Consider the following 23,140-nt stretch of genomic DNA (forward strand, 5'->3'; position numbering starts at 1 on the left):
GTGTCGTTGACCGACTCGATGAGTTGGCGGACTTTCTTGAGCATCGGCTCGCCTGCTCGCAGGACCTCCTTCTTGCGCGACGGGCGCAGCAGCGTGATGCCCTGTTCGGACAGTGATCGTTCGAAGGTCTTCGAGGCGAACCCCTTGTCACTGATCAGCAGCAGCCCGGCCCGGTCCTTGATCATCTCGGCGTCGACCTCCAGCATCGCGGCCAGCACCTCGCGCTCGCCGAGCTTGGGATCTGCCAACGCCCACAGCATCGGCATCCCGGCCGGGGTGCACACCAGGTACAGGCGCAGACCCCAGAAGAACCGCGAGTGTGACGCGCAGTAGCCGTAGCCGGCGAAGCCGGCCAGGTCCGAACGCTTGACGGTGGGGCGGGACATGCCGCAGGGCACCGGGGTGGAGTCGGTGATCCACACGGTGTCATGCCAGAAGTCGGTGTCGCGGGCCAGTACCCGGATGATCCGTTTGATCCGCGGCAGTGCGGCACGCAGGCGCTTGTTGTACCCGGACTGTCCGGGCAGGTAGGGGAACAGATGCCGCAGGTGTGTGCGGGTGTAGCGCAGCCATCGGGCCTCATTGTGAAAGCCCAGCATCGCCTGCATGACGGCCAGGCACAGTAACTCGGAGTGGCTGAGCTTGGGTGGCCGACCAGGCAGCCGAGCCGAACCGGCCAGGTCATCGTCGATTTTGACGTAGAGTGCGATCACGAGGGTGTCCAGGTCTGTCGTCACAAACGGATCATGGACACCCTCGCCTCATGCTCGCAGGAATTTGGAATTACTCGTCTAGGCGCGCGGCGAGGTCCGCCCGACCAGTTTCGTCGTGCCTGCTCGGCGAGCTGAACGTCTTGGTCAACAACGCCGGAATCCCGTCCACCAAGCCGCTCATCGACACCTCCGACACCGACTACGACCGCGTCATGGCGGTCAACGCGAAGGGAACCTTCCTGTCGATGCAGCACGCGGTGCGGCGGATGCGCGACGGCGAGCGGATCGTCAGCATCTCCACGATGAGCACGGTGTGGGCCAGCCCGGGCGATCCGCTTACGTGGCAGGCAAAGCCGCCGTCGAGCAGTTCACCAGCGTCGCGGCGAAGGAGCTCGGACCGCGCGGCATCAGTCAACGCCGTCTCCCCCGGCCCGCCGACACCGACCTGCTGCACGGTGCCGTCGGCGACGAGTCTCTGGCCGCGACCGCGCACATGCTCCCGCTGGGCAGGCTCGGGCGACCGGCGGAGCCGACATGGGGGCGTTCCTGGCCGGCCCCGACGCACGATGGGTCACCGGCCAGAACGTCCGCGACAACGGCGGGCTGGTGTGGTCGACCGGCCCCCGCCACCGGCGGGGGCCTCCCCGGGCTGCCAATGCCCAACGCGGTGTGAAACGATTTCGGGTGTTTCACGTGGTCTTCTACCATCCCGAGATCCCGGGCAACGCCGGCAACGCGATCCGGATGGCGGCTGGTTCCAGCTGTGCGCTGCACCTGATCGAACCCCTCGGCTTCTCCGTCGAGGACTCGAAGCTGCGCCGGGCCGGTCTCGACTACCACGACCGCGCGGCCCTGCATTTGCACGCCGACCTCGAATCGGCTTGGCGAGCGCTGAACCCGCAGCGGGTCATCGCGTTCACCTCGAAGTCCGAGGTCTCCTACGAGACGGTGGCCTACCGGCCGGGCGACGTGCTGCTGTTCGGGCCCGAATCCACCGGGCTGCCCGAGGACGTGCTCGAAACGGCGACGTTGCAGGTCCGGATCCCGATGCTCCCCGGCATCCGCTCGATGAACCTCGCCAACTCGGCAGCGGTCGCGGTCTACGAGGCGTGGCGCCAGCAGGGCTTCGCGATGCCCTCGTAGCTACGCCCGCACGGCCCCGCGCGAGGTCCTGGTCCACGGCCAGGTCAGCAGGGCCCACGCGACCAGCCCGAGGACCAGCCCGACCACCAGGTACCAGGGCCAGCCGCCCATCACGTCCAGCAAGGACGGGTTGTTCGGCTTCCGGCTGACGAAGCCGTAGTTGGTGCCCGCCCAGGAGTTGAAGACCAGCATCGCCGCGACCCAGCCGACGGTCACGGCGGCGGCGAACCAGTAGCCGCGCCAGTTCGGCCGCAACCCGACGCCCCAGGTCAGGTAGGCCGCAGCCCAGATGACCAGCAGGTGCTGGCCCCAGAACTCGATGAAGTCGGGCGACGGGAAGTCCGGGGCGTCCAGCGCGGGCGTGATCATCGCCTGCGGGGTCAGCGTCAGCCCCCAGTAGTAGAGGAGCGCGTGGGCCAGCGGCCGATGGGTCCACAGCGCGACGGCACCGACGATCCAGGCTAGGTCGCAGAGCTGCAGCGGCAGCGATTCGCCGATGTTCCAATGCGCCGGCAGGAACCGGTACACCAGCATCGCCACGTTGAACGCCACGACCACCACGGCGAAGGTGCGGGTGAACACCACCTCGGTCCGCGGATCGCGGTTCCGGCGCCCGAGCACGACCAGCACGACGGCCCCGACGACGATCAGCACCATGAGCACCCAGTGCGACGGGCCGTAGGGAACGAAGCGATCCACCGGAGGCGACCCCACACCCCAAGCGTAGGCACCGGGCTCCCCGCAATTTCAATGGAAATCGGACCCTCGATTTCCATTGAAATTGCGGGGGTTGTCCACAACCACCAGCGCATCTCCCGCAGTTTCAATGGAAACTGCAGATACCGCTGGACGGCGAAGAGGCACCTCCGACGGGTGTCGGGGGTGCCTCCGCCAGACGATGCGACGCAGGATCAGACGTTCGCGGCGGCCTTCAGGGCTTCGGCGCGGTCCGTGCGCTCCCACGGCAGGTCGAGGTCGTTGCGGCCGAAGTGGCCGTAAGCCGCGGTCTGGGCGTAGATCGGCCGCAGCAGGTCGAGGTCGCGGATGATCGCGGCCGGGCGCAGGTCGAAGACCTCGTTGATCGCCGCCTGGATGCGCGCCGGGTCGACGTTCTCGGTACCGAAGGTCTCCACGAACAGGCCGACCGGGGCGGCCTTGCCGATCGCGTAGGCGACCTGCACCTCGATGCGCGATGGCGTTCTTGGCCACCCAGCGCATCGCGTAGGCGGCGGAGCGGTCGACCTTCGACGGGTCCTTGCCGGAGAACGCGCCGCCGCCGTGGCGGGCCATGCCGCCGTAGGTGTCGACGATGATCTTCCGGCCGGTCAGGCCCGCGTCGCCCATCGGGCCTCCGACGACGAACCGGCCGGTCGGGTTCACCAGGAGGCGGGTGTCGGAGGTGTCGAGGTCGAGCTTCTCCACCTCGGGGCCGACCACCTTCTCGCGGATGTCGACGGCCAGCATCGACTCCAGGTCGATGTCGGCGGCGTGCTGCGTCGACAGCACCACGGTGTCCAACCGCACCGGCTGGTCGCCCGCGTACTCGATGGTCACCTGGGTCTTGCCGTCCGGGCGCAGGTACGGCAGCACGCCGTCCTTGCGGACCTTGGTCAGCCGCCGCGACAGGCGGTGCGCCAGCGCGATCGGCAGCGGCATCAGCTCGTCGGTGTCGGTGCAGGCGTAGCCGAACATCAGACCCTGGTCACCGGCGCCCTGCTTGGCGATCTCGTCGATCACGCCCTCGACGCGGGACTCGTGCGCGACATCCACGCCCTGCGCGATGTCCGGCGACTGGGAGCCGATGGCGACGTTCACGCCGCAGGAGGCACCGTCGAAGCCTTTCGCGGAGGAGTCGTAGCCGATCTCCAGGATCTTCTCCCGCACGATCGTCGGGATGTCCGCGTAGGCGTCGGTGGTGACTTCGCCCGCGACGTGCACCTGACCGGTGGTCACGAGCGTCTCGACGGCGACCCGCGACCGTGGGTCCTGGGTCAGCAACGCGTCCAGGATCGAGTCGCTGATCGCGTCGCAGATCTTGTCCGGGTGGCCTTCGGTCACGGACTCACTGGTGAACAACCTGCGACCGGTGCGCAGGTCCGACTGCTGACTCACAACTCTCCCTGGATTTCTTCCTGGATTTCTTCGCGTAGAAAGCCCACAGCGGTGGCCCGACGTGCGAGGTCAGCCTACTGCTGGGGCAGCTGCCGGTTCACGGCATCCCACAATGTGGCCGCTAACCGCGACTTCGCGCCGAACGGGATCGGCTCCTCGGTGCCGTCGCCGCCCAGCAGCCAGCCCGCGTTGTCCTCGACCTCGAACGCCTGCCCGTCGCCGACGGTGTTGACCACCAGCAGGTCGCAGCCCTTGCGGGCGAGCTTGGCCCGGCCGTGCTCCAGGGCGCTGGTGGTCGGATCCCCGGTCTCGGCGGCGAACCCGACGATCATCGAAGCGGCCAGCTTGCCCGCGTTCCGCGCCTCGACGAGCTCGGCGAGGATGTCCGGGTTCCTGGTCAACGCCAGCGGTTCCGGGTCCTGACCGCTCTTCTTGATCTTGTGCCCGGCCTGCGACACGGGCCGGAAGTCGGCGACCGCCGCAGCCATCACGACGACGTCCGCGCCGTCGGACTCGGCCAGCATCACCGACCGCAGCTCCTCGGCGGTGCCCACCCGGATCACCCTGGTCCCGGCCGGATCGACCAGGTCGGCGGTGTGCGCGGCGACCAGCGTGACGTCCGCGCCGCGGTGCGCGGCGACCCGGGCCAGCGCGTAGCCCTGGCGGCCGGACGAGCGGTTGCCCAGGTAGCGCACCGGGTCCAGCGGCTCGCGCGTGCCGCCGGCGGAGACCACCACGCGGCGGCCTTCGAGGTCGCGCGGCAGCGCGCGCGGTTCGGCCAGCAGCAGCCGGGCCAGGTCGACGATCTCGGCGGGGTCGGGCAACCGGCCCTTGCCGGTGTCCGCGCCGGTCAGCCGCCCGCTGTCGGGCTCGGCGACCACCACGCCGCGGCTGCGCAGGAGCGCCACGTTGTCCCGCGTGGCCGGGTGCTCCCACATCTCGGTATGCATCGCCGGCACCATCAGCACCGGGCAGCGCGCGGTCAGCAGCGTCGAGGTGAGCAGGTCGTTCGCCTGCCCGTGCGCGGCACGGGCCAGCAGGTCAGCGGTGGCGGGCGCGACGACGACCAGGTCGGCCTGCTGCCCGAGCCGCACGTGCGGGACCTCTTCGACGTCGGCGAACACGCCGGTCTCCACCGGCTGCCCGGACAGCGCCTCGAACGTCGCCGAGCCGACGAACCGCAGCGCGGCCTCGGTCGGGATCACCCGGACGCTGTGCCCGGACTCGGTCAGCCGCCGCAGGACCTCGCACGCCTTGTAGGCGGCGATGCCACCGCTGACGCCGAGGACCACCCGCGGGCGGTCCTGCGGCGCGGCCGCACCGCTGTTAGCCGTCGTCACTCGCCTTCGGTGTGCTCGAGCACGCCCGCGTGGATCTCGCGGAGCGCGATCGACAGCGGCTTCTCCCGCGGGCCCGGCTCGACCAGCGGCCCGACGTACTCCAGCAGGCCCTCGCCGAGCTGCGCGTAGTAGTCGTTGATCTGCCGCGCCCGCTTCGCGGAGTAGATCACCAGGGCGTACTTGGAGCTGACCTGCTCGAGCAGGTCGTCGATCGGCGGGTAGGTGATGCCCTCGACGGTGTTGGTCGACGGGCTGCTGTTGAGCGCAGCCAGCGCGCTGGGGGTGCTCACGTGAGTGGCTCCTGCTCCTCGTGGATGTCTGCTGGGGCGGCAGTGGCGCGGTCGGCGCTAGCTCAACGCGAAAGGCGCGGTCACTGCTCGCGGCCAAGAATCAATCGTAGCAATTCGCTGGTCGCTACCTGTACATCGGCGTTGACGACCGTCGCGTCGAACTCCGATTCGGCCGCCAGCTCCTTGCGCGCGGTCGCCAACCGCCGCTCGACCACCTCGGCGGGCTCGGTGCCGCGACCGGTGAGCCGGTCCACCAGCACCTCCCAGGACGGCGGCAGCAGCATCACCAGCTGCGCCTCCGGCATCGCCTGCCGCACCTGGCGGGCGCCCTGGAGCTCGATCTCCAGCACGGCCGGCTGGCCGGCCGCCAGGGCCTCCTCGACCGGCTTGCGCGGGGTGCCGTAGAGGTTGCCCGCGTAGCGGGCGTGTTCGAGCATCTCGCCAGCGGCGATCATCCGCTCGAACTCGGCGGTGGAGACGAAGTGGTAGTGATCGCCGTCGACCTCGCCGGCGCGGGGTGCGCGGGTGGTCGCGGAAACGCTGAAGTAGATCTCCGGGGCCAGCCTGCGCACCTCGCTGAGCACGCTGGACTTGCCGACGCCGGAAGGCCCGGAAACGACGGTGAGCCGAGGCTCGCCCTGACGGACGGTCCTCGGCTCAGCGCCGGTTTTTGCGTCGATCACTCGCCGCTGAACTCGGAGAGCAGCGCCTTGCGCTGCCGCTCGCCCAGTCCGCGAAGCCGACGGCTGTTGGCGATCTCCAGCCGCTCCATGATCTGCGAAGCGCGGACCTTGCCGACACCGGGAAGGGCTTCGAGAAGGGCGGAGACCTTCATCTTGCCCAAGACCTCGTCGTTGTCGGCGGTCTCCAGGACCTCCGCCAGCGTGGTTCCGCCTCGCTTGAGGCGCTCCTTGAGCTCAGCTCGGGCGCGACGGGCGGCAGCCGCCTTTTCCAGAGCTGCTGCCCGCTGCTCCTCGGTCAGCTGGGGAAGGGCCACCATGTCCTCCGTGATGTGGGGTTTCTCTTGATCGGTGCGGGCGACGGTACCGAGTCCGCTCTGCCGGGTTCCACTTGGGTCCCCGTTTTCGTGAGCAGGATTCATCCGGCTCGCCGCCCAGGCCCGCCTGGTGCTGCTCGTACGAGGCGCGCACGAGCATGGGGCCGCTGCAAGTACTACCAACAAAGCCGCTGAAGTGCACTAATCTCGGCCAAAACTCTTCGAATGTGTCCGATTTCCGCACAGTTGAGCCACGCTGGGGGTGTCCTCGCAGGTCAAACCGGGGTGAAATGCCCCTCATCCGGGAAGTGATCAAGAACTCCAACAATTCCGCTACGCGGAAGTTCCGCAACGGCTAGGCGGGGCGCCGACCGCCGTGGTCGCGCCAGATCCAGAAGACGGCGCAGGCCGCCAGCGCCCACGCGCCCAGCACCAGGAACGGGAAGACGTGCTGGTAGCCGCCGAAGTAGACGGCGGTGTGCATCGCGTTCACCGACGCCCCGGGCGGCAGCCAGGCGCCGACCAGGCCCAGCGGGGACGGCAGCAGCGGCCAGGACACCGCGCCGCCGGACGAGGGGTTGCCGAGCAGCACCATCAGCCCCCAGGTCGGCACCATCGCCCACCGGCCCAGCAGCGTGTTGAACATCGTGAAGACCATCCCGGAGGTGAACATGGTCAGCGCCAGGATCAGCCAGGCCTCGACGACCGGGAAGTGGACCGCGCCCAGCAGCCAGTCCACCACGGCGATGATGGCGAAGCCGCCGAGCAGCGCATAGGCGACCGTGAGTCCGATCCGCTCGGCGGGGTTGAGCGCCTTGGCGTGCACGCTGAGCTGGATGGCACCGACGAAGCCGATGATGATCGAGGCCAGCGTGACGTAGAACAGCGCGAGCCCACGCGGGTCGCCGCGCTGCAACGGCTTGAGGTCGGTGACGACGACCGCCATGCCGAGGCTCACCCCGGCCTTCTGCCCCACCTGCTCCAGGAGCTGCGCGACGGACGCACCCGACGCACTGGTCACATCGAGCCGGAACACGTCGCCGCGCAGATCGAGCACGCCGAACACGCGCTGCTCCTCCACGGCCTGCAACGCCTCGTCGTAGTTGGAGTGGTGGAGCTCGAACGCGGTGCCCGCGGCCTGCTCCATCTCGGCGACGAGCGCGGGATCATGCCGGGTGCCGACGACAGCCAGCGGCACGCGGTGCGGCGTCGGATTGGCCATCGCGAAGGTGTAGGAGCCGGCGAACAGCGCAGCGGCTGCGGCGACGATGAGCACGAGCACGGTCGCCGGGAGGAACCGCGACTCCCGGAAGGCCCGCCACCACCCGCGCTGCACCTCAGCCGACACCATGCGATGACTGTAAGTCGTCAATCGAACACTGACCGGATTCCTGCGGTCGGCGGGATTCGCGCAGCGACGGCTCCCGGGTCAGATGGTTTTCATGAGGTCCTGGACCCGGGTGGCCATGCGCTGCTTGTCGACCGGGGCGACCGTGGTCCAGGCTTCAGCGCTGCGGCGGCTGTTCTCGATGAGGTACCAGCCCTTGGCACTGGCGAAGAAGTTGGTGACCATCGGGGCCCGGTGCCGCTTGCCCTGGCCGTCCATGACGGACGCACCGAACTGGGCCCACGCGATTCGCTCGCCCCCGGCCATCTCCACCAGCGTCCGCGCGTCGTCGCGCCGAATCCCCTGCCGCGCAAGGCCTTCCGCCATCGCGCGGTCGGACTTCCCGGCGGCCTTGGCGGCCTGTTCCATCGCCTCGCTGCGCAGCGACACGGCCCGCCCGGGCCCGGCCTTGACGTCGTCGGGCAGCACGCTGAGCGCGGCCCGGACCATGTCGTTGGCGGGCAGGGCCTGCAGCCGGAAACTCTGCTCGGTCTGCACCGCCAGTGTTGCGTTGTTCCGGACGTTGGCGACAAGCCCGGAAAGCTCGCGCTTCGCACCGTCGGGCTTGCGGTCGTTGAAGGTGACGTCGAAGGCCCGCTCGTAGCGCTGCAGCGGCAGGAACACGCCGTAGATGTCGTCTTCCCGTATCACGTTGCCGAACCCGAGCGCGCGCAGCTCCTCCCACGCCCGCCGTTCGGCCTCGCGGCGCTCGGACTGCAAGATGCCTTCCGGGAGCACGTTCAGCACCAACGGCTTGGTCCCCAGCTTGAAGTGCTTCCAAGCCTCGTAGAACGCCTGCTTCGACAGCTCGAATTTCACCGGTTTCTCCCCAGGCCAGTACGTGGGCGGCACCGAAACGGTGCCGCCCACGGCGTTTTCTGTTGTCGTCTACTGCTTACTTCTGGTCCCACTCGCCGAAGACGGGCGGCGCGACCTTAGGCAATTCGTCGTCGAAGAAGCCGTGGTCGCCCTTGAGGTAGTCGGGGATCTCGTGCTCCTGGTCCTCCTCGCCCTGCTTCCCTTGCGGGCGAGCACCAGCCGCACCGGCCCCCGCAGCACCGCCACGACCACCGGCACCACCGGGACCACCGGGACCGGACCCGGGAGCGCCGCTACCGGGTCCACCGATCCCGGCCCGGCCACCGGCACCAACGCCAGGACCGCCGGCCCCACGACCACCGGCACCGAAACCACCCCGGCCGCCAGCACCACCGGCACGGCCACCCCGGCCCCCAGCACCACCAGCACCGCCACCCCGGCCCCCAGCACCGCCGCCGAGCCCTGGCCGACCACCGCCGGGACCACCAGGCACGCCCGGGCCACCAGGCCCGCCGGAGTAGCCTCGCCCGCCGTCGCCGACCGGAACGCGCGGCTCCGGACCGGGAGTCCGGGGCGAGTCCGGCCGCTGCCACACGGGATTCGTGTTGCTGACATAGCCGCTGCTGCTGGTGTTCGCGATGCCGGTGGTCGTACCGGTGCCCGGCCCCGGCGGCCCCATCCTGTCCGCCACCACCGGAGTCGCCGACTGGCTGGAGGTGCTGTGCGGCGAAACCTGCGGAACGCTCCCGACGTGCGGATGCTGCGACCCCGTGACCGCGACGTTCATGCCCCCGTCCGGCGGCGGCGTGAACACAGCACTCGCGGCGACGGTGCTCTGGGATGCGCTGTCGTAGTTCTGGAAGGCCTGCACAGCCTCCTGGCGCAGCTTCTCATTATGCGCCTTGGCATCCTCGGCATCGGTCGAGCCGGTCCAGAACTTATCCCAGCCCTCTTCGAACCAGGAGTCGTCGGGAACTTCCTGCTCCTCGCCCTTACCCGGGACTGACGACTGCACCTTCGTGAACGCATCGCCCTGATCCGTCATCAGCTGCGACTGCGCGAGCGCGTTGTCGGCGGCAACCTCGGTCCAGAGCACCACTGGCACGGCCTGGTTCTTCATGGCCTCACCGGACTCAGACCGCATGATCGCGCCGACGCCCTTCAGCTTGTCCTCGACGCGGGTCTTGAGGTCTCGGAGGTACTTGTCTTGGTCTCTCCAACCGCCGGATGCGTCATAGAGTCCCTGAGGAGAGCCGTTCTCAACCCATGCCCGCATTTGTGAAAGCTGAACGCCTTCGAAATCGGATGGCTCAATCTGCCTGGTGTCAGTCATCTCCAAGCCTTCTCATGCATCGGGAAGATTTTGAACTGCAGCCTCGGCTATCTTGGCGGCTTTGTCACACGCTTGCGATTCCATCGGGGACCCGGGACGAACGATCAAGTTAATGAACAGAGATCCCGAGTCCGAAACGTCTATAGCCAGCATGCAACCGGACGAATTGTTCACCTGCGCAGTCGGGTAGCCCGCTAGCTCAATCTCCTGTGCCCCAGACCCAGAAGACGCAAACTGCTTCATCGTACGCCTGGGATCAGCTGCGACGAAGCCAGTCCATCCGTCGCTACTGCCAGCCTCGCCAGCAGCGAAGCCGCAGCCCGGCTTGCCGTTCGACTCTTCCGGCTCCGGCTGCTGATCAATTCCAAGCGACTGTCGCTGGGCCGCAGTCAAGATCGCGCAGGGGTCTGAAAGACCCAAGGACTTTGCTGGAGCTGACCGTGCGGACTGACTCGATGGCGGAGGAGATGAAGACTCAGCCTTGCCGCCCACCGGAGGGGCTTGTGTTCCCCCACCACTGCAGCCAGCAAGAACGAAGCTGGCCGCAACTGCGCCGATCACGAGCGCCTTACGCAAGATACCCTCCGAAACTCTCCGCCGAGTTCTGATCATTTGTACGAGTGTCCGAAGCATTATTGTGTAGTTTCTCCGCGGTTTCTCCGAAAAACTGCGCAAGCGTCATCAGATTTTCGTAGCAGGCGCGGTCGTCTCCAGCGGCAACCAGACCGTACTTCTCAGTGGCTCTAACGCTCACGGGATCGTCGCCAGGCGGCGAGAGGTAAGCCAGTTCTTGAACCTTCCGCGCTTGCTTTTCCAGCGCCTTAGCTTCGTCGGTGAAGAACCTCGCCAGTTCGTCGACCTTATCCGGGTCAATGCGCATCGACCCGTGCGCAGCCTGCGACTGCGCTAGGGCCGCCTTGTCCGCCGCGCGCGCGGCTGTTGTAACGAAAGCTCCAACCGGAGCGAGCAAACCGCCCTGCTGCGCCCGGTGCTGCAGATAAGCCTGGTCCGTTCCGTCGAACTGGACCTGGTTGTCTTCCCCCTCGGCAGTCACCGCTGAACTCCCCTCGTCCGCGTGCCGTCGCGACGAGGGCGACGGTCATCCACTTGCCAGCGTGGCAAACGTTAGCGCACGCGAGCGGCCGACCAGACAAGAGTTGATGAAGACAAACTGCGGCATCCGGGTGAATTCGCACCCGGATGCCGGTGAGGGGTTTCGGATCAAGGTCATCTATGCATCGAACCGCCCTGCGCGAAGACCATCGACGAAGGAAGCCCAGGTCGGAGCGGCGAATACCAGGCTTCCGCCGTCCGGGTCCTTCGAGTCCCTTGTCGCGACAACTGGGCCGTTGAAGGCCACCTCTACGCAGTTTCCTTGCAAACTGCTCCTACTACTCTTCCGCCACGGCACGAAAGCGACCTCGACACAGTTGCCGTAGTTGCTACTTCGGCTGCTCTTGCGCCAGTGAAGCGTTGAGAGATCCAGTGATGACACTGAGCTGCTCCTTGCCTGTCTTCACACCAACCCATCGGCGATGCAGTTGATGAGGTCCACTGAATCCTCGACCGACAGCGCCACCTCCTGCAAGGTTCTAAGGGCTTCTCTCGCCGCGGCCACGTGTTCGGACTCTTCAAGGAACGCGCTGCTTCCGCGATTCTCCAGGTACACGAGGCTTGCGTGCTTTTCGAAGTCGAGGATGGCGAAGGGACCCGCCATCCCCGGGTGCACGCCGACTGTCGATGGCAGCACACGCAAGGTGATGTTGTCCTGGCTAGTAGCGCTGACCAGGTGGCGGAGCTGGCGGAACATCACTCCCGCACCCCCAGCCGGGCGCTCCAAGATGTTCTGTTCGATGAGCACTTCGAGCAACGGTGCCGTTGGCCGGTTCAACAAGGTTTGTCGGCCGATGCGAGCCGTAACGAGAGTGTCGACCTCTGCCAGATTCAGATCCGGGTCGGTGCCCTGCACGATCGCGGTCGCGTACTCCGGGGTCTGCAACAGGCCCGGTATGAGCATGGTCTCGTAGTTGTAGATGGCCGTGGCTTCTTTCTCGAAGCGGATCACGTCCTCCCACATTGCTGGCAAGCGTCCATCCTGGACTTGCCACCAATTTGGGTTCGCACCGCTGCGAACAAGCTTCAGCAACTCTTCGCGGCGCTCTGCTGGGACCCGGTACAAGCCAAGCAGTGCCGCCACATCGTCGGCGTAGAGTCCCCGCTGGCCGTTCTCGATCCTACTGAGCTTGCTCATTGAAAACCCAAGTGCCCCAGCGACTTCTTCCGCTCCGAGGCCGCTTCGCAGTCTCAGCTCGCGGAGCTCGCTGGACACCCTTCGGACCCGGACCGGGACCCCGACTCGTCCGTTCATCTGCCCTCCCGCTTTCGGAATCGATCTGACCTCCCCTGATCACCATCACCGGTTGCCAGTGGGGCACGTAACCCAAGTCACTCGAAAGTATGTTTGCGTGCCCAAACGGGGACCCCAGAAAGTGTTGTCGCAAGCGAAATTCCGCTCCGGGAGGGCAGAAACATGTGCGCCAGCTGGAACATTCCGGCCGATGAGCGACGCGCCGAGGTCATCGTAAGGATGCTCGTCCGCGACGAAGTCTGGATCAGCCAGGACGGCGTCGAAGTCGTGGTCGCGCGGCGACAGCTCACCGACCTCGCCGACAAGCTCTACTTCCTCGACCAGGCCTTCACCGCCGACGCCCGCGATGTGGTGGAAGCCCTTTGCGGTCAGGAATGAACTCCAAGGTTCTCTCTCACATTTCGAGCAAAAGTGTCCGGTGCCCGATTTGGGCTCCATAAGATTGCTGCCGATCATGGGTACATAAGGCAGGGAGGGCTTGTGCCGACTCAATCGGGTTGGAATCCGAATCCGCAGTGGGGGCCGAACCAGGGGCCTGGGGGTGGGCGGTACGCACCACCACGGGGCCAACAACCACCACCTGTTCCGAAGTGGAGGAAGTGGCCGTACATCGTCATTCCCGCTGTCGCCTTGCTGTTGATCGTCGGTGGGTTCGTCGGACTTCGGGTCTACTACGTGCTCGCCGTCGAACCTCGCCAGCCGAGCGCTGAACCCACTCGCGAGGCAGTTCCGACAGCACCCAAAACCGCACCCACCAATGGCGAACCGAAACCACCCAAGCCAGGCGCCCCGGTTCCCTGCGCCCCGGAGCGTCCGGACTTTCAGCAATGCTTCCCGGAGGACTACAACCCCGACGCCGTGATGGACGGTATCGCCACGGAGGGATGGAACTGCCTGCGGAAGGGGGAACTAACGGAGGTTGGAAGCCCCGTGACCGAGCCGCGGCGATGTGAGACCAAGGACAACGTCGGTCAGCCCTACACCATCCGCGCATCGATCGATTACCAAACGCACGACTTTCGGCCAACCGGCAAGCTTTGGGAATTCAACTTGGACGTGAGCACCACGGCCGCAGCGCACAACGGTGAACGCACCACAGCGGAGGACCCGAACAAGAGCTTGATCACGGTTTTCGAGATCACAGCCAAGCACATCTGGCAGGGCAAGCCCGAACAGCTCAAGGAAGCCACCGAGGTCTTCGAGCAGCTCAAGCCCCATTGCGCATCCGCCGCAGGCAGGACGATCAAGGGCGTGAGCGCGACTACGCCATCCGGCTACGAAATCTCCTGCTGGGCCACAACACCGGTGGCGTCTGGAGACATCATAACGCACGGCCAGTCGTTGAAGATCCGACCTGCTTGATCCGGCACCTGCGGTCTGGCGATTTCGCGCGAAATCGGCGTTCCCCTTCGGGCGAGGTGTCGATTTCGCGAAATCGCAAGACTCCCCGCACCAGCGCTACGCGACGGAAAGCATCAGCCCTCGTTATCGCCGTTTTTATGGCGCTGCTTTTGCCACTGCTTCTGCTGCTTTTCCCAATCCTTCTGGTGCTTGCCCGGGTCGCCCTCGTCCGGCACGTCGGGCGGGGGATCTGGGGTGACCGTCACGATCACCGGCTGCGGGGGCTCGGGCAGCGGGATGGTGCGCACGTCCTCGGCGACGCGGTCTGTGGCGGTGAGGATCACCCGGGCGTTGTCCGGCGCGAGCTTGCCTTGCGCCTGCGCGGTGGCGATCCTCCGGTTCAGCTCGGCGAGAGCGGCCTCGGCGGCGGCGCGATCGTTGCCCAGCGCGGCGGCTTTCACCGCCTCTACCTGCGCGCTGAGCTGCTGGCGCACCTGCGGATCGGCCGATTCGGGCGCGCTGCCGCAGCCGGCGAGCAACAGCGCGAAAGCGGGCAGCAGAACGCGTTTCATCCTTGGACCAGCCTTTCCAAGTTGGCGAGATCGGCCGGCAAGCGCGCCACGCCCGCTGGGCCCGATGCCGGTGGCAGCGTCGGCGCGACAGGCGCTTCGGGCAACGAGAAATACGTGATCAGCGCGAACAGCAGCACCAGCAGTGCACCTCCGGCGAGCAGCAGCGGCCGCCGGTTCGGCCGCTCGGTGTGCGGTTCGGCGCGCAGTTCGGTGCGCAGTTCTTCCAACGGGAGGTGCTGCGTCATCGGCCGGTTCTCCGGCTGGGGCGGACGCTGCGGTTCGGTTGGCGGCTGGGGCTGGCGCGGCGGTTCGGTTGGCGGCGCGGCCGGAATCCGCGGGATCACCTCGGTGGCGCTGCCGCTGAACAGGTCGGCGCACTGCGCGGCGGTGGGCCGCCGATCCGGGGCCGCGGCGGTCATCGCCAGCAGCGCCCGGTGCACGTGTGCCGGGATGCCGATCGGCACTTCCGGCGCGCGTACCAGCCTCGCCACGGCGCTTTCCGCGCCCGCACCGGGGTACTCGACCTTGCCCGTGACGCATTCGAGCAGCACCAGGCCGAGCGCGTACACGTCCACCGGGTGGCCGACGTCACCGCCGCTGACCTGCTCCGGCGCCATGTAGGTGGCGGTGCCGACGATGATCCCGGAGCTGGTCATCCGCGCTACCGCGTCGGCCAGCCGGGAGATGCCGAAATCGGTCAGGAAGGCCGTGCCGTCGTTGGAGATCAGCACGTTCGACGGCTTCACGTCTCGGTGCACGATCCCGTTGTCGTGCACGTGCGCCAACACGGAGGCCAACTGGCCGCCGAGGTCGGCGACCTGCTCCGGCGGCAGCGGCCCCTCGGCGATCACGTCGGACAACGTCGGGCCCTCGACCAACTCCATGATCAGGTAGAGCTCGTCCTCACTGGCGCTGAAGTCGTGCACCGTGACCAGGCCGGGGTGGCTCAGCCCGGCCAGGATCCGGGCCTCCTCGGCGAACCGCTCCCGCCCGGCGGCATCCGTTCCGGAGCGGAAGCACTTGGCGGCGACCACGCGCTGCAACCGGGTGTCCATCGCCCGGTACACATCTGCCATGCCGCCGCTACCCAAGCGAGCGCCCAACCGGTAGCGCTCACCCAGCAGAGGCACGTCGTCCATCAGTCCTCCGAACCGTCAGCTGAGAGAACGACCCTAGACGACCGCCGGCCGCCCGAGTCATTCCGGGCGAGCGAGCAGGCCGGGTGAACAGCGACGACCAAATGTTCCCGATCGCAAATAATCTTCTCGGGCGCGTAAGCTGCGGCGTTCGCCCCGGTGGCAGTGGCGCGACCACTGGTCCGACCCCGACAGAAATCAACGTCATCCGGTGTCGCGACGAAAAAATCTGACAGCCGGGGCGTTTGACCACCAGGGGGACCGGAAAGCCCAGACACGGGCCCGAAAACGCTTGCCCGACAAGCGTTACCCCGGGGGATCGGGCCCGTTCATAACGAGAAACCCAACGAGAAACCACGACACACGAGGAGTTTTCATGGCTGTCTTCACCGGGCTCGCACCTGCTTGGGGCGGTTTTGGCGGTTTCAGCAGCCGTTGTTTCAGCAGGCGCTTCTGCAGTCGCAGATTCTTCAGCTTCAACAACGGGTGTTTCTGGTAACTAGATCCGTTCGGCGGCGGCATCTTCCGCATCACGCGCGCCAAGTGCCGCCGCCGGATGCCCTTCAACCATGACGAACACCAACTTCTTCGCCAGAATCCGTTACCCGTTCGGGGTCAACACCAGCAGCCCCGGAGAAACACCGGAAGCGGCACCGCCGGTCAGCGTCCGTGAGATCTTCCGCCGCTTCTGGCCGTATCTGCGCCCCTACCGAGGGTGGTTGTGCGTGGTGATGACGCTGATCCTGATCGCGCCCGTCCTGGACGCCGCCACCATCTGGTTCTTCAAGATCCTCGTCGACAAGGTCCTGGTGCCGCGCGACTTCAGCCTCTTCTTCGGGCTCGCGGCGGCCTACGTGGTCGTCACGCTGCTGTCCGGGCTGATCTCGTTCGGCGACCGGTACCTGTCCACCTGGTTGGCCGAGCGGTTCCTGCTCGAACTGCGCACCGACCTGTTCCGGCACCTCCACGAGCTCTCCGTGGAATTCCTGGAACGGCGCAAGATCGGCGACACCCTCTCCCGGATCACCGGCGACATCGCCGCGATCGAGAACCTGGTGCTGTCCGGGCTGACCCAGACGATCTCCTACGCGTTCAAGATCGTCCTGTTCACGGGCGCGCTGTTCGTGCTGAGCTGGCAGCTGGCCATCGCGTCCCTGGTGACCATTCCCGCTTTCTGGCTGACCGCGCGGTTCTTCTCGCACCGGATCAAAGCCGCCTCGCGCGAGAAGCGGCAGCGCACCGGATCGATCAGTTCGGTCGCGGAAGAGAGCCTGAGCAACGCCGCGCTGGTCAAGGCGTACGGGCGGGAGAACTCCGAAACCGACCGCCTGCACCGCGAAAACCTCGGCAGCTTCGCCGCCGAGCTGGTCGCCACCAGGCTCAAAGCGCTGTTCTCGCCGATGATCCAGCTCCTGGAGCTGGCCGGGGTGCTGATCATCGTGGGCCTGGGCACCTGGCAGCTGACCCAGAACGCCATCTCGCTGGGCGGTCTGCTGGTGTTCCTCGGCTTCCTCAGCCAGCTCTACTCGCCGGTGCGCGGATTCGGCCAGCTCAGCAACACCGTCTTCGCGGCCGCGGCGAGCGCCGAACGCGTCATCGAGCTGCTCGACCAGCAGCCGACCGTGCACGACCCCATCCGCCCGCGACGGCTGAACCGCGCGCGCGGCGTGGTCGCCTTCGACGACGTCACCTTCCGGTACCCACACGCGGAGCGCGACGTGCTGCACGGCATCAGCTTCACCGCGGCGCCCGGGCAGACGATCGCCCTCGTCGGCGCCAGCGGATCGGGCAAGTCCACCACCGGGAAGCTGCTGCTGCGGTTCTACGACCCGGACTCCGGCGCGATCACCCTCGACGGCGCGGATCTGCGCTCGATGCAGCAGAAATCGGTGCGGCACAACGTTTCGGTGGTCCTCCAAGACGTCCTCGCGCTCGACATGAGCATCCGGGAGAACATCCGCTGGGGGAAACCGGACGCCACCGACGACGAGGTCGTGTGCGCAGCCCGCGCCGCCGACGCGCACGAGTTCATCACCGGGTTGCCCGACGGCTACGAGACCCGGGTCGGCCCGCATGGGCGGCTGCTATCCGGCGGGCAGCGGCAGCGGATCGCCATCGCCCGCGCGATGATCCGCGACGCCCCGATCCTGCTGCTCGACGAGCCGACGGTCGGGCTCGACGCGGCCGCGACCGCACGCGTGCTCGCGCCACTGCGCCGCCTGATGGCGGGCCGCACCACGATCGTCGTGTCCCACAACCTGATCACCGTTCGGGACGCCGACCAGATCCTGCTGCTCGATCACGGCCGGATCGCCGAAGCCGGCACGCACCCCGAGCTGATGGGCCGCGGGGGCCGGTACGCCGAGCTCTACCGGCTGCACGAACGCGATCACGCCGCTCCGGACGCCGAACGGGAGACGGCTTGACCTCCGCCCCGCGGCCGAAGCGGGGCATCCACCGATGGGAGTTTCGATGACAGCGATCAGCACTGCCCCCGAGCCGACGGAATCCGCGCCGGAACCATACCCGCCGGGCGACGAGATCACTCCCGGTTACCGGGTCATCCAGCACATTCGCCGGGGACAGGAACTCGACACCTACGACGCCTGGAGCGAAAAGAGATACTGCCGGTGCTTCATCAAGTCCGTGCGCCCGGACCTGGCGCACCACGAGGGCGTTCGGGAGAGGTTGGAGCTCGAAGGTCGCCTGCTGCTGTCGTTCACCCACCCGCACATCGTCCGGGCGTACGACCTCGTCGGCGGGGAGCACGGTCCGGTAGTGGTGCTGGAAACCCTGTCCGGGGCGACGCTTTCGCACCTGGTCGAAACGCGGACCCGTCGACTCACCGCCGCCGAACTCGCCCACCTGGGCCAGCACCTGTGCTCGGCGATGGCGTACATGCACGACCACGGCTACCTGCACCTCGACCTGAACCCGGGCAACATCATCGCGGACATGGGCAGGGCGCGCGTCATCGACCTCAACTTCGCCCGCCAACCCGGCCCCAGCCGCGGCGGCGCGGGAACGCCCTGCGCCATGTCGCCCGAGCAGATCCGCGGCGGGATGCTGAGCCAGGAGACCGATGTTTGGGGAATCGGCCTGGTCCTCTACGGGGCGGCGACCGGAATCCAGCCGTTCGACGTCGGAACTTCCGGCGAACGACGCGACACCATCGTGCTCGACGAACCGACGAACTTCGAGTCGGAGTCGGTGTCTGCGTTGCAGGCGCGGTGTCCGCAGCTGACCGTTCCGGCGCCCCCGATCCGAACCCAGCGGCGGCTGCCCAAGGCGATGTCGACCGCGATCGATGCGTGCCTGCGCCAGGATCCGCAGCAGCGCCCGACGGTCGCCGAACTCGCCGAAGCGCTGTCCGCAGTTGCCGATCCCGTGCCGACGCCCGGGGCGGAGTCGAGCCGCCCGGTCCACCGCTAGGCGTCAACAGCCACTGCCACCCCCGGCTATTACTACTCCCTATGCATGGCTCACCGGAGGTTCAAGTAGATGGTTTCGACCAGATCTGGGGCGTTGATCAGGCGGAACTCCAGGCTCGAGTTGTCCCCGAACTGGATCGCGAAGAACTCCACGGGGTCGAGTCCCCTGCCACGCTCGGCCGAGGTGAACCGGCCGACGTGCCCGATCGGGATTTCCCACCACGTTTCGGTCGGACCGGCAGGTGCGGGCGGCTGCGGCTGGCCGCTGTCCTTCGACGCCTTGGCCTTGCCGAACAAACCACCCAGCATCCCGGCGGATTCCGCCGCCGGTTTCTGCTGCTCCGCGGCCTTCTGGAGGGCCTCGGCCCGCGCATCCGCCTCCACGACCACCGCCAGCCGGCGGTTGGTGCAAGCCAGCCACGAGAAGTGCTTCCCCCGGCTCAGCGCGTCGCCGCATTGCGCGGCTGCTCGCGCGGGGCCGGCGGTGTGGAACCAGCCCCACACCGCCGGGTCATGCACCCATTCGTCCGCCAGGAACTCACCCGCCGAAAGGCGGGCGTTCACCAGCGGCCACGGCGGCTGCACGCCGTCGTCCTGCTGCGGGAGGTAAGGAACCTGCCGGGTGTTGCCGAGCGTCGCGCCGAACCAACCGGGCTTGTGCTCACCACCCACGAGGAAGATGAGCTGCTCGCCGGGAGCGCACCAGCCGTCGTTGAGCAGGCGCAGAACTTTGGACCGATCCCTCATCGCTCGCCTTCGTCAGATCTGTCCGTGGGACATTGCCACCAGCCGCTGCACGGGTTTTTCCTGCGGCGAAGGGCTGAGCTCGATCCCCGAGCCGTCGGTGAACTGAACGCGCAGGTACCAGGGCTTTCCCGTTTGGTAGCCGCGGCCGAGTTTGCGCTGGTGCGAACCGATATCGGCGATCGCGGGCCGTTGGATCTCCAGGTGGGCGCGCGTTTCCGGCACCGGGACGGCAACCCCCGGCTCGTACTCGGGTTTCGATGCGACGATGTCCCGGACATCCCGGGCGAACTTCATCGCGCCCTTCCCGAACTTCAGCGCGCCGCCCAGGAGTCCCGCCGACTCCGCGGCTTCCCCCGCTGCCGGTTCGGCGACGTCCTGGAAGGTCAGCAAGCCCAACCGATGCGAGGTCAACACCCAGTAGGCGCTGTCCTCGCCGGTGGGGATGCGCGAGAGCTCCGTGACCGCCATGCAGTTCGGCCCCGGACCGAACAGCACGCTCGGCGGCGAATCCTTCAGGTCGGAATCGGTGTCCCCACCGGTGACCGCATCGAAAACACCGCCGAGGACACCTCCGACAGCATCGCCAGCGCCGAGGGCGGCGCGTGCGCCCCACCCCTTCTTCGGCTTCCCCTTCTCGTCGAGCCCTTCGACGTCGAACAGGTAGTTGCGGTGCGACCGGATGCACCAGAGGATGGGTTCCCCCGACCGGCACCACTGCTGGCGAGCCGCCAGAACTTCGATCACGAGAAGCCCTTCTCCTGAGCGGACTTCCGCTCTTGTTCGCTCATCTTCCCGGTGGCTTGATCTTCCCCTGCACCATACGCGAATTCGGCACCCTGCTCGATCGCCGCGTCCGTGGCCGTCGAGACACCTTCCTTGAAGATCGCGCCGCTCAACCGCGTCGAACCACCGAGCGTACTGGTCAAGAAGCGCTGGGAAAGGTTGCCCGCCAACGCCTCGGAACCGGTGACACCCTGCATGAAGCGGTTACCGGTCGTCGTGGCCAGCGTGCTCCCGTCGGCCCTCGTGAGCGTGCTGAACAGCGCGTTCGAGTCCAACTTGCGCGCCACGAACTGGGAGACCTTCCCGCCGTTGCGCAGGTCGTTCATCTTGTCGATGACCTTGCGGAGCTTGCCGACCTCGCGCAGCTTCTGCAGCAACTTCTCCAGCTTCTGGAAGAGCTGGTAGAGCTTGCCCTGGATCTGGGCGATCCGGCCGCCGATCCGCGCTCCCTGTCCGGCGACCTGAGCGGCCGTCCCGGCGCTGGCCGCGCCGACCGAAGCCCCGGCCGTGATCCAGGAAGCCGCCAGGGCCGCCAACCACTGCACGATCAGGCCGATGATCAGCTCGGTGACGACCGAGATGAAGAATTCGACGAACATGTCGAAGATGTCCGCGATCATGTCCAGCGTGCCTTTGAGGTCGCGGACATCCTCGGCCAGGGCCTTGGCACCGTCGCCGAATTCCGTCATCTGCTTCCGGAACGCGTCGCCGTCCTTGCCGACCCAGGTTTCGGCCGTGCCCTGCGCCCGCTGCGGCTCCTGCTCGGCGACCTGGTCGAGCCACTTCGCGACGTTCTCCCAGCCCTCGCCGGTGGCGCGCATCTGCTCGGGGTCGCCGATCGCGAACTCCGCGAGCTCGATCAGCGGGCTGAGCACGATCGACACTAGGAAGCCGAGACCGTTGTCCATCAACGCCTGGCCGGGACTGGTCAGCAATTGCAGCTGCTCGGCCCGCATCGACACCATAGCCACGCCCCACTCGGGCGGGGACGAGGCGTCCGCCAAGTCCTGGGAGGCACCCACGATCGAGGAGCCGCGGCCGGCAGCCTGCTCGAACCAGTTCTTCGAGTTTCCGTCGCCGTTGTTGAGGCTCTGGAAGTCACCCGGTCCCTGCGGCGCGCTCATCCGCCCAGCCCCTCTCCGGCCTTCTTCAGCATCTCGGATATCTGCTGTTCGGTGTCGGCGTAGTCCTTGACCGTCTCGTCCAGTGCTTCCTTCATGTGCTGCAGGAATTCCTGCGCCTTGGTCGCCAGTTCCTTGCAGGAGTCCAAGCTCTCGAAGTACTTGCTGCTCAATCCCACGGCGTCGCCGATGGGGCCGAAGCACTGGTCGTCGACCTTGGCCTGGTGGAGCAAGTCGGCCAGTTGGCCGAACTTGTCTGCCAGGCTCTCGCAGCCCTGGCCGTGGCCGGTCAGGGTTCCCGGCGTCATCCTCAAGTCAGTCAAAGCAGCACCCCTCAGCGAAGGAACGAGCCCGCAGAGAAGTCGTCGTCACCGTAGTCGGTGCTTCGCTGCGGCGGCCGCTTGGACGGCGCCTGACCCGCATTCGGTTCCCGCTGCGGGGAAGGTGTTGCCGCAGGTCCGGCCTGGTTGGGCGTTTCGTCCCCGGTGGTCGGTTTGATCGCCATGCTTTCGACGTTGAACGCTTCCTGGAACTTGTCGAACTGGTCGCCCAGGATCGGCGCCACCGTGTTGTTGAGCTGCTCGGCCGCGGACGCCGTCGCCTGCCGGATGGTCGCCATGATCTGCTGCTGCAGGTCGTTGGCCGACTGGCGGACCGCGTTCGGCGCCAGGCGCAGGTCCAGCACCGCCCCGGACGGCGCGACGGTCACCGTCACCGAGCGGTCCGGGCTGCTCGCCGTGGCCTGCATGCCCTGCATCGCGGACTGCAGTTCCGACGCCTTCTGCGCCTGCTCCTCGAACTTGCGCATCATCTCCTGGATACGCTCAGACGCGCTGCTCACCGTCTGTCCCCTTAGCTTCCGATCCGTTGGATCGAGACTATCCGACCGCCGATCGCGCCTCGGGCCGTTCCGCAATCCGTTCCCTTGCGCAAACAAACCTGCTAAACGCGGGCATGCAGACGGTTGCTGAAACGGACACGACGCGCTATTTGCCCGAGGACCACCACGATCATGAGGCTGGACGCGGTCATCAGGGCGTACAGCACGTTCAGGCCGGTCTTGTCGTAGCGCTCTGGCAGGAGCACCGTGGCGGGCCCGGTGCAGCGGACCTCGGCCGGGCCGGAGAACCACGCGGGTTCCGGCCCGGGCAGCCGCGAGCTGCGCAGGCTGTTGGCCGGGCGGTCGGGAATGAACTCGCGCGCCTCACCTGCCCGGGGGATCACCTGGCACTTCACGTACTCATCCCGTTGCGCGGCCAGGCCAAACGGCTGCCCCTGGTCCAGCTCCACGTGTGCGACCGGATCGGCCGTGGCCTCGCCCGAGCCGAAGGTCCGGGACCAGATGGTGACCTCGGTGGAAACCAGGAAATAGCCACCGGTGACCAGCCAGATCAGCAGGAGCACGATGATCCAGCGCAGCACGCGCGGCGGTTTTTTCTGCGCGGCAGCGCCGTTCGTTGCGGGACGCATGCGAACTTCGTATCAGTTCCCCGCCGGCACAAAGCTA

The 23,140-nt window shown here is 67.2% G+C and carries 27 protein-coding genes and 2 pseudogenes; 7 read left to right on the forward strand and 22 right to left on the reverse strand.

The window, feature by feature from the left end; translation table 11 throughout:
* Positions 1 to 737: IS982 family transposase (locus tag SSPN_RS0126495; protein WP_010310416.1), on the reverse strand; the 737-nt coding region annotated here is incomplete at its 3' end.
* A 116-nt stretch (positions 738 to 853) separates the two neighbouring features.
* On the opposite strand from SSPN_RS0126495, the pseudogene SSPN_RS62960 reads away from it, so the two are divergent.
* From SSPN_RS62960 to SSPN_RS0126510, 3 genes and pseudogenes are all read left to right on the forward strand, one after another.
* Positions 854 to 970: pseudogene (locus SSPN_RS62960) on the forward strand (SDR family NAD(P)-dependent oxidoreductase); the annotation flags it as partial.
* Between the two features lie 83 nt (positions 971 to 1,053).
* The gene (locus SSPN_RS62965) at positions 1,054 to 1,386 is read left to right on the forward strand and encodes a Rossmann-fold NAD(P)-binding domain-containing protein (RefSeq protein ID WP_394378416.1); all 333 of its coding nucleotides are present in this window, start codon (positions 1,054 to 1,056) and stop codon (positions 1,384 to 1,386) included.
* Between the two features lie 11 nt (positions 1,387 to 1,397).
* Positions 1,398 to 1,856: a tRNA (cytidine(34)-2'-O)-methyltransferase gene (locus SSPN_RS0126510; protein WP_010310985.1), complete on the forward strand. Its 459-nt coding sequence runs from the start codon at positions 1,398 to 1,400 to the stop codon at positions 1,854 to 1,856.
* Here SSPN_RS0126510 and SSPN_RS0126515 read toward each other — a convergent pair whose 3' ends face one another.
* The 13 genes and pseudogenes from SSPN_RS0126515 to SSPN_RS0126565 all read right to left on the reverse strand — a co-directional run bounded on the left by SSPN_RS0126515 (position 1,857) and on the right by SSPN_RS0126565 (position 12,502).
* Positions 1,857 to 2,555: a YwaF family protein gene (locus tag SSPN_RS0126515; RefSeq protein WP_010310986.1), complete on the reverse strand. Its 699-nt coding sequence runs from the start codon at positions 2,553 to 2,555 to the stop codon at positions 1,857 to 1,859. It lies immediately after the preceding gene.
* Between the two features lie 212 nt (positions 2,556 to 2,767).
* Positions 2,768 to 3,950: pseudogene (gene metK, locus SSPN_RS45905) on the reverse strand (methionine adenosyltransferase).
* Positions 3,951 to 4,042: 92 nt separating this feature from the next.
* Positions 4,043 to 5,308, reverse strand: coding sequence for a bifunctional phosphopantothenoylcysteine decarboxylase/phosphopantothenate--cysteine ligase CoaBC (gene coaBC / locus SSPN_RS0126525; RefSeq protein ID WP_010310988.1), 1,266 nt, complete (start codon positions 5,306 to 5,308; stop codon positions 4,043 to 4,045).
* The gene (gene rpoZ, locus SSPN_RS0126530; RefSeq protein ID WP_010310991.1) at positions 5,305 to 5,598 is read right to left on the reverse strand and encodes a DNA-directed RNA polymerase subunit omega; all 294 of its coding nucleotides are present in this window, start codon (positions 5,596 to 5,598) and stop codon (positions 5,305 to 5,307) included. Before rpoZ ends, coaBC begins: the two co-directional genes overlap by 4 nt.
* 80 nt (positions 5,599 to 5,678) lie before the next feature.
* The gene (gene gmk / locus SSPN_RS0126535) at positions 5,679 to 6,281 is read right to left on the reverse strand and encodes a guanylate kinase (protein ID WP_010310993.1); all 603 of its coding nucleotides are present in this window, start codon (positions 6,279 to 6,281) and stop codon (positions 5,679 to 5,681) included.
* On the reverse strand, positions 6,278 to 6,595 hold the full coding sequence (gene mihF, locus SSPN_RS0126540; protein ID WP_029535742.1) for an integration host factor, actinobacterial type: 318 nt from the start codon (positions 6,593 to 6,595) through the stop codon (positions 6,278 to 6,280). Before mihF ends, gmk begins: the two co-directional genes overlap by 4 nt.
* A gap of 355 nt (positions 6,596 to 6,950) precedes the next feature.
* Entirely contained in the window at positions 6,951 to 7,931 is a 981-nt protein-coding gene (locus SSPN_RS0126545; RefSeq protein WP_237710737.1) for an ABC-2 transporter permease, read from the reverse strand.
* 93 nt (positions 7,932 to 8,024) lie between these two features.
* Positions 8,025 to 8,801 carry an ESX secretion-associated protein EspG gene (locus tag SSPN_RS0126550; RefSeq protein ID WP_029535743.1) on the reverse strand — a complete coding sequence of 259 codons (777 nt, stop codon included), beginning with the start codon at positions 8,799 to 8,801 and terminating at the stop codon, positions 8,025 to 8,027.
* Between the two features lie 76 nt (positions 8,802 to 8,877).
* The gene (locus SSPN_RS0126555) at positions 8,878 to 10,077 is read right to left on the reverse strand and encodes a hypothetical protein (RefSeq protein ID WP_237710738.1); all 1,200 of its coding nucleotides are present in this window, start codon (positions 10,075 to 10,077) and stop codon (positions 8,878 to 8,880) included.
* Between the two features lie 69 nt (positions 10,078 to 10,146).
* On the reverse strand, positions 10,147 to 10,767 hold the full coding sequence (locus SSPN_RS62970) for a DUF3558 domain-containing protein (RefSeq protein ID WP_083822122.1): 621 nt from the start codon (positions 10,765 to 10,767) through the stop codon (positions 10,147 to 10,149).
* Positions 10,703 to 11,188, reverse strand: a complete 486-nt coding sequence (locus SSPN_RS55455) for a hypothetical protein (RefSeq protein WP_010311002.1) — start codon at positions 11,186 to 11,188, stop codon at positions 10,703 to 10,705. Before SSPN_RS55455 ends, SSPN_RS62970 begins: the two co-directional genes overlap by 65 nt.
* A 177-nt stretch (positions 11,189 to 11,365) precedes the next feature.
* Positions 11,366 to 11,629 (reverse strand): DUF397 domain-containing protein, encoded by a 264-nt coding sequence (locus SSPN_RS52010; protein WP_010311005.1) that lies wholly within the window; start codon positions 11,627 to 11,629, stop codon positions 11,366 to 11,368.
* Positions 11,630 to 11,650: 21 nt separating this feature from the next.
* Positions 11,651 to 12,502 carry a helix-turn-helix domain-containing protein gene (locus tag SSPN_RS0126565; RefSeq protein ID WP_029535744.1) on the reverse strand — a complete coding sequence of 284 codons (852 nt, stop codon included), beginning with the start codon at positions 12,500 to 12,502 and terminating at the stop codon, positions 11,651 to 11,653.
* A gap of 162 nt (positions 12,503 to 12,664) precedes the next feature.
* Here SSPN_RS0126565 and SSPN_RS0126570 point away from each other — a divergent pair, with 162 nt between their 5' ends.
* Entirely contained in the window at positions 12,665 to 12,880 is a 216-nt protein-coding gene (locus SSPN_RS0126570) for a hypothetical protein (RefSeq protein WP_010311008.1), read from the forward strand.
* Between the two features lie 552 nt (positions 12,881 to 13,432).
* Complete coding sequence (locus SSPN_RS55460; RefSeq protein WP_143539735.1) at positions 13,433 to 13,864, forward strand: hypothetical protein; 432 nt, start codon at positions 13,433 to 13,435, stop codon at positions 13,862 to 13,864.
* Positions 13,865 to 13,977: 113 nt separating this feature from the next.
* Here the strand turns inward: SSPN_RS55460 and SSPN_RS0126580 are convergent, their stop codons facing one another.
* Both SSPN_RS0126580 and SSPN_RS0126585 read right to left on the reverse strand, forming a co-directional pair.
* Positions 13,978 to 14,415, reverse strand: a complete 438-nt coding sequence (locus SSPN_RS0126580) for a hypothetical protein (RefSeq protein WP_010311012.1) — start codon at positions 14,413 to 14,415, stop codon at positions 13,978 to 13,980.
* Positions 14,412 to 15,554, reverse strand: a complete 1,143-nt coding sequence (locus SSPN_RS0126585) for a serine/threonine-protein kinase (RefSeq protein ID WP_010311014.1) — start codon at positions 15,552 to 15,554, stop codon at positions 14,412 to 14,414. The genes SSPN_RS0126580 and SSPN_RS0126585 overlap by 4 nt, the downstream gene beginning before the upstream one ends.
* A gap of 566 nt (positions 15,555 to 16,120) precedes the next feature.
* Here SSPN_RS0126585 and SSPN_RS0126590 point away from each other — a divergent pair.
* Both SSPN_RS0126590 and SSPN_RS45910 read left to right on the forward strand, forming a co-directional pair.
* Positions 16,121 to 17,977, forward strand: a complete 1,857-nt coding sequence (locus SSPN_RS0126590) for an ABC transporter ATP-binding protein (RefSeq protein WP_010311016.1) — start codon at positions 16,121 to 16,123, stop codon at positions 17,975 to 17,977.
* A 46-nt stretch (positions 17,978 to 18,023) separates the two neighbouring features.
* Positions 18,024 to 18,983 (forward strand): serine/threonine-protein kinase, encoded by a 960-nt coding sequence (locus tag SSPN_RS45910; protein ID WP_101377424.1) that lies wholly within the window; start codon positions 18,024 to 18,026, stop codon positions 18,981 to 18,983.
* 50 nt (positions 18,984 to 19,033) lie between these two features.
* Here the strand turns inward: SSPN_RS45910 and SSPN_RS0126600 are convergent, their stop codons facing one another.
* The 6 genes from SSPN_RS0126600 to SSPN_RS0126620 all read right to left on the reverse strand — a co-directional run bounded on the left by SSPN_RS0126600 (position 19,034) and on the right by SSPN_RS0126620 (position 23,103).
* On the reverse strand, positions 19,034 to 19,729 hold the full coding sequence (locus tag SSPN_RS0126600; protein WP_010311023.1) for a hypothetical protein: 696 nt from the start codon (positions 19,727 to 19,729) through the stop codon (positions 19,034 to 19,036).
* Positions 19,730 to 19,741: 12 nt separating this feature from the next.
* Complete coding sequence (locus tag SSPN_RS0126605; protein WP_010311026.1) at positions 19,742 to 20,473, reverse strand: hypothetical protein; 732 nt, start codon at positions 20,471 to 20,473, stop codon at positions 19,742 to 19,744.
* Positions 20,470 to 21,636 carry a WXG100 family type VII secretion target gene (locus tag SSPN_RS45915; RefSeq protein ID WP_010311029.1) on the reverse strand — a complete coding sequence of 389 codons (1,167 nt, stop codon included), beginning with the start codon at positions 21,634 to 21,636 and terminating at the stop codon, positions 20,470 to 20,472. Before SSPN_RS45915 ends, SSPN_RS0126605 begins: the two co-directional genes overlap by 4 nt.
* The gene (locus tag SSPN_RS52015) at positions 21,633 to 21,956 is read right to left on the reverse strand and encodes a WXG100 family type VII secretion target (protein ID WP_237710739.1); all 324 of its coding nucleotides are present in this window, start codon (positions 21,954 to 21,956) and stop codon (positions 21,633 to 21,635) included. Before SSPN_RS52015 ends, SSPN_RS45915 begins: the two co-directional genes overlap by 4 nt.
* Positions 21,957 to 21,967: 11 nt before the next feature.
* Positions 21,968 to 22,474, reverse strand: a complete 507-nt coding sequence (locus tag SSPN_RS45920) for a YbaB/EbfC family nucleoid-associated protein (RefSeq protein WP_101376995.1) — start codon at positions 22,472 to 22,474, stop codon at positions 21,968 to 21,970.
* Positions 22,475 to 22,575: 101 nt separating this feature from the next.
* Positions 22,576 to 23,103 (reverse strand): hypothetical protein, encoded by a 528-nt coding sequence (locus tag SSPN_RS0126620; protein ID WP_010311033.1) that lies wholly within the window; start codon positions 23,101 to 23,103, stop codon positions 22,576 to 22,578.
* Between the last annotated feature and the right edge of the window lie 37 nt (positions 23,104 to 23,140).

Source organism: Saccharopolyspora spinosa NRRL 18395, assembly GCF_000194155.1.
GTDB classification, from domain to species: Bacteria; Actinomycetota; Actinomycetes; order Mycobacteriales; family Pseudonocardiaceae; genus Saccharopolyspora; species Saccharopolyspora spinosa.

What these genes read in the sequence shown, in the direction of transcription:
- SSPN_RS0126585 (WP_010311014.1), bottom strand. Translation starts at nt 15,554, where the DNA reads ATGGACGACGTGCCTCTGCTGGGTGAGCGCTACCGGTTGGGCGCTCGC.
- SSPN_RS45910 (WP_101377424.1), top strand. Translation starts at nt 18,024, where the DNA reads ATGACAGCGATCAGCACTGCCCCCGAGCCGACGGAATCCGCGCCGGAA.
- SSPN_RS0126580 (WP_010311012.1), bottom strand. Translation starts at nt 14,415, where the DNA reads ATGAAACGCGTTCTGCTGCCCGCTTTCGCGCTGTTGCTCGCCGGCTGC.
- SSPN_RS0126600 (WP_010311023.1), bottom strand. Translation starts at nt 19,729, where the DNA reads ATGAGGGATCGGTCCAAAGTTCTGCGCCTGCTCAACGACGGCTGGTGC.
- SSPN_RS0126555 (WP_237710738.1), bottom strand. Translation starts at nt 10,077, where the DNA reads ATGCGGGCATGGGTTGAGAACGGCTCTCCTCAGGGACTCTATGACGCA.
- SSPN_RS45915 (WP_010311029.1), bottom strand. Translation starts at nt 21,636, where the DNA reads ATGAGCGCGCCGCAGGGACCGGGTGACTTCCAGAGCCTCAACAACGGC.
- SSPN_RS0126570 (WP_010311008.1), top strand. Translation starts at nt 12,665, where the DNA reads ATGTGCGCCAGCTGGAACATTCCGGCCGATGAGCGACGCGCCGAGGTC.
- SSPN_RS0126590 (WP_010311016.1), top strand. Translation starts at nt 16,121, where the DNA reads ATGACGAACACCAACTTCTTCGCCAGAATCCGTTACCCGTTCGGGGTC.
- SSPN_RS0126565 (WP_029535744.1), bottom strand. Translation starts at nt 12,502, where the DNA reads ATGAACGGACGAGTCGGGGTCCCGGTCCGGGTCCGAAGGGTGTCCAGC.
- SSPN_RS62970 (WP_083822122.1), bottom strand. Translation starts at nt 10,767, where the DNA reads ATGCTTCGGACACTCGTACAAATGATCAGAACTCGGCGGAGAGTTTCG.
- SSPN_RS0126620 (WP_010311033.1), bottom strand. Translation starts at nt 23,103, where the DNA reads ATGCGTCCCGCAACGAACGGCGCTGCCGCGCAGAAAAAACCGCCGCGC.